General features: G+C 41.3%; 5 protein-coding genes. All 5 read right to left on the reverse strand.

Annotated features, from left to right (window positions below; all coding sequences use genetic code 11):
* Positions 1-461: ABC transporter permease (locus K1X84_16780; GenBank protein MBX7153285.1), on the reverse strand; the 461-nt coding region annotated here is incomplete at its 3' end.
* A 115-nt stretch (positions 462-576) separates the two neighbouring features.
* Positions 577-1,104 carry a metalloprotease family protein gene (locus K1X84_16785; protein MBX7153286.1) on the reverse strand — a complete coding sequence of 176 codons (528 nt, stop codon included), beginning with the start codon at positions 1,102-1,104 and terminating at the stop codon, positions 577-579.
* 15 nt (positions 1,105-1,119) lie between these two features.
* Positions 1,120-2,133, reverse strand: a complete 1,014-nt coding sequence (locus K1X84_16790) for a hypothetical protein (GenBank protein MBX7153287.1) — start codon at positions 2,131-2,133, stop codon at positions 1,120-1,122.
* 26 nt (positions 2,134-2,159) lie between these two features.
* Entirely contained in the window at positions 2,160-3,236 is a 1,077-nt protein-coding gene (locus K1X84_16795; protein MBX7153288.1) for a tetratricopeptide repeat protein, read from the reverse strand.
* A gap of 139 nt (positions 3,237-3,375) precedes the next feature.
* Positions 3,376-4,308, reverse strand: a complete 933-nt coding sequence (locus K1X84_16800; protein MBX7153289.1) for a DUF2914 domain-containing protein — start codon at positions 4,306-4,308, stop codon at positions 3,376-3,378.
* Between the last annotated feature and the right edge of the window lie 147 nt (positions 4,309-4,455).

Consider the following 4,455-nt stretch of genomic DNA (forward strand, 5'->3'; position numbering starts at 1 on the left):
TCAGCCGTCTCCTCCGATATAATCAGCGTCTTAGGATCATTCAATACATTCGCATCGCACCCCGAAAGCTGAAAGCCGAACATTGCAAAAAAAGTCGGCTCTGTAAAATAGCCACCAACCGTTAATTTGCGTTCGCCAACGACCATCGAACCTCTCAAACTACGATTTAAGCGAAGGCTTTGGGCGATAAACGGATGTTCGGATTGTAATATTGCCGCCAGAGGAAAAGGCGTCGAAGCGTATAATTCCGTACCACCGTTTTTTCTGAGCGCCAGCGTATTGACCCGATAAGTATTTTCAGGATTAGGATGAAAAAGGTCAAAGCTGTTTTGGTCCAGGATAACAGCAATGATCAAAAGGCAAACCGCCATACTCAAAGACAAACCGAAAACATTGACAAATGAAAACAACTTGTTTTTGCCCAGATTTCGGATGCCTATCAAAACGATGTTTTTTAGCATAGAATGTACCTTAAGAATGGATTTATACGATTTGTATATAAGACAGATGAAGGAAGGAAAAGTTGCAGGATTTAAGGAAGATGAATGATCATAGATTGGAGAAAAATAACCTGACTTATGTCAAGAGCATAACCAATAAATTCGGAATCCCCATAGCAACCCCAAAGCCGTAGAACATATCTAACCAAATAACAGATCCAGCAGCCCCAGCATAGATCAAACCCACCACGGGTATAGCAATTGCTTTTACAGTCCAGCTTACGTCAGATTTCCACGTCGATTCCCAAATACTTTTAGCGTCTCCAGTACTTGGAAAGGCATGCATAGCAACCGAAACACCAAGCCAAACCAAAAAATAGTCCAAAAAGTTTCCGGCGTGAAATTGAATGACCTGAATCGATGATGGGAATGCAATTAAAGCTCCAATAATCGTATTAACGAAAAAAGGACCGATACCTATCCAAATATTATCTAAAGGAAACTTAGGAATTTCGTGTACTACATATCCTACCGGATTACCGATTCTCAAATAAACCACTTCAAAAACAGCTACACGTCTGATCCGGCAAAAAAATTGGTGTGCAAATTCATGCACTATAACGCCTGGGAATGTTGCCAATGCGACAACGAAACCGGGAATCATATCTTTTCCTTTCGTTTATCTCCAAACCTTTTTATTTGCAAAAATATCATCAAGAGTTTGGATGTAACTTTTTGCATTTATTGCGACAAACTTTCGCATGAATTCATCCCGACAGTTTTTATCGCCTTGGTAGTGACAAATCAATGCCATGGTATAGATGACCACTGCTTCATCGGGACTCAATGCGTTAGCTTGTTCAGCATACCGTATTGCTTCAGCATCATTTTTCCGTTTTAACTCGATTCTGGCAAGCGCTGAAAATGCGCTTCCATTCTCGCGATTTTGTTCAATCGCTTTGTGTACATAGTCCGTAGCTAGATCAAAGCGTTTAAGTTCCCGCAGAATTGCCGCCTTGAAAAGCCATATCGTTGGCGACTGATACCTATCGGTTATTGGTTGAATAAGCTCAAGAGCATGCTCAAATTCTTCAGCATCGTACAAACGGTTAGCTAGGTCCAGTCGAATAAAGACATTGTCTGGGTTTTTCATAAGATAGTGACTCAATGTATCTATCATCATCGAAGGAGGCATCACATCAGTCTTGGCATACAACGGTTGGATATCTGCTGCAGGTATATACAATGCTGACAACTCATTATATATTCGATCCAATTCAGGCAAAAGATCATTATCAATGACTTTTCCATTTAGTATCTCAAACGTTTGAAAGGTTTTTTCAAATTCTCCATTGTAGTAGTAAGACCGACACAAGCCGGCTTGGGCTTCCATTGCATTAGGATATTTACCCGTCACTGAAGCATAGGCGATCGCGGCCGTTTTATACTCATGATTTTTTTCGGCTTTCTCAGCCCGCTTTAATGCAATCACGGTAGATAGAATTTCAGGAAACTGGATAGCGGAAAAACCTACTACAAGCAAAATCGAAAACGAGGTCCACTTTACCCAAGCTGGCACCGGAAAATTGGACAGTGTTGTTCTGCAATCTGCACAAAGAGGTACAATATAACCTCCTTCGGCACCCAGTTTACCACAATTCTTACATGCTTCATTGGCAATATTATTTTCCATACTTGTTGTGCGTTTAACTCAATTGATTAATCCGTAGCCCATTGATAATTTTTTACCCATTCGAGAAAAGCACGGTACTCGGATGGATGGTCGGCTAACCATTTCTTAACATTGTCATCTTTATTCTCAGTCATCATGTGGCAACAATAGGTCCGGGTATGACCTTGACGATGCAATTCGGCAAAGAAAGTTCCATAAAATTTCCACGCAAAACCTGTGTGTGGTTCTTTTGGATTCTCACCCATCATTGTTAAAATGGTTTCATATTCTTTAATAATTAATTCGCTATCCGCTTTGTTTGAATCAATCTTCGCGGCAATACTCATGGAACGGGCCAGGGCCAGCATCAATTCAATGCCTTTAAAATCTCCTTCCTCATCCCTTGAATGCGCATCAATACTAATATTAATGTTTTTTGAATCTTTCGCTGTGACGAAGCGTCCCATAATTTCTCCCAGATTTTGACGGGCTTGATTTGCACGCTCCGTATAAGGTTCATATACGAGAAATGCGCTGAACGCCAACATCGCAGGAATCGTATATCCGGCCGAATACCAGCATTGTCCCAATAGCATATGGCTGCTGGCGTGAGTCGGGCGCAACTGGACGGATTTTTTGAGAGACACAATGGCATCATCCAGTCTTTTCTTTCTATAATAAGCGAGAGCAAGATTATAATGAAGCAATTGTTCCTCTGGAAACTTCTTTATGGCGTCTTCAAAAACCTTAATGGCCAGATCGCCTTTTCCCATATTATCGTAGCTATTGCCGATAATCATATATATATGGGAAAGTGCCGGCGAATCATATTGGGAAGCTTTCAATCCCCAATCAAGGCTTTTTTGAAAATCCCCTTTGGCAAAATAGGAATAAGCAATTTCAGACATAGCAATAACGTGATGAGGATTACGTTGCAATACTTGGTTATACAAAACAATCGCTTGATCATATTTTCCTTCGTCATGAAGATTTATACCTTGCTGAATCAACGCCATTTCATCTTCCGTTCCGGACGACGGCATCAAATTAGGTTGTAATAAAACCGAACTAGATGAACAACCGATAACGATTAAGACTGCAGCAAAAAACCATGCGCATTTCATAAAGCCTCCTGAAGGTTCGCTGAATCATCGGAAAATATTTTAAGAGCAGAAAAAATAAATTTGGATCAAATACTACGACATAGAGAATATAAATATTACTTGTCAAACCTCCAAATCTTTTCCCAAATCAAAGAAACGATCATTTCACAGTAAAATTAGCTGAATGGAGGATCGTGCCTGCGGCATCGACAACTTCCACCGTCCACGTTCCCTGGCGGCCGGTCACGGTTCGATAAGCGTATGTCCGCATAGGATTATATTTGATATCCAATTGCACATCACCGATAAAAGCACCGTTGTGATACCATTTTAATTTCACAAAACGTCCTTGGCCGCCGGATACACGCATCCAGCAGTACACTTTCCCGGCGTTGCCGGAAAATGTTGTGCCTTCGCCGACGATCTCCATCTGATTTATGCCCGCGCCAAATTTGAAAGCTTCCACTTTCATGCCATTTGAAGTAACGCCGGATATGGCTTTGGTAGAAACCGTTTTAGACGAATCCTTGACGTTTGCTTTGATAGTGGTGTTTTTATCCGAAACTACGTTTGTTTTCGTCGATGATTTTTTTTCGTTAGTTTTTGCATTGGGCCGCGTGATGCCATACACACTCGACAAATCATACGGAAGGTATCGCGCCGGTTCGTGCCGGTTTTCACCGCCATAACTCAGCATCAAACCTACTTTATTTTCATAATCGAGCCAGTCGACAAAAATTGCACTGTGCTCAATATTGCCGTAAGAATGATTCACATAATACAGCCAATCGCCTTTGGTAATTTTACTGACGTCGGCGTACGGGCCGGCTTTCACAGACTTGTAAACTTCTTCACGCTGTCCCCACGAGTAACCCGCGCGTAAATACACCGCATTAGCGTAATCCCAACATCCGCCGGGTAAAATCAACGCGCTGTCCAATGTCATCCGGCGCCCCGTTTCCAGTACCTTTTGGCCGTCTTCCGATGCAACTTTTTCAGCTTTTTTAATGATCTTTTCATATTCATCGTCATAGTCTTGCGAAAAACCTGAAACTGAAACAAACATCAGCAACAGGACGGATATGGTTTTCATGGCACAACCTCTTAAAATTTACTTTTAACAACCTTATTTTACGCAAGGCACGCCGTTATAGCAATTAAAATAATACACATATCCTCGTCTTCAATCTACGATTGATTTTCAAATTTCTTTCGCTTAGTTTTACCGACGAAAAAAAAT

The organism is bacterium (genome assembly GCA_019695335.1).
In the GTDB taxonomy this organism is placed as follows: domain Bacteria; phylum CLD3; class CLD3; order SB21; family SB21; genus JABWBZ01.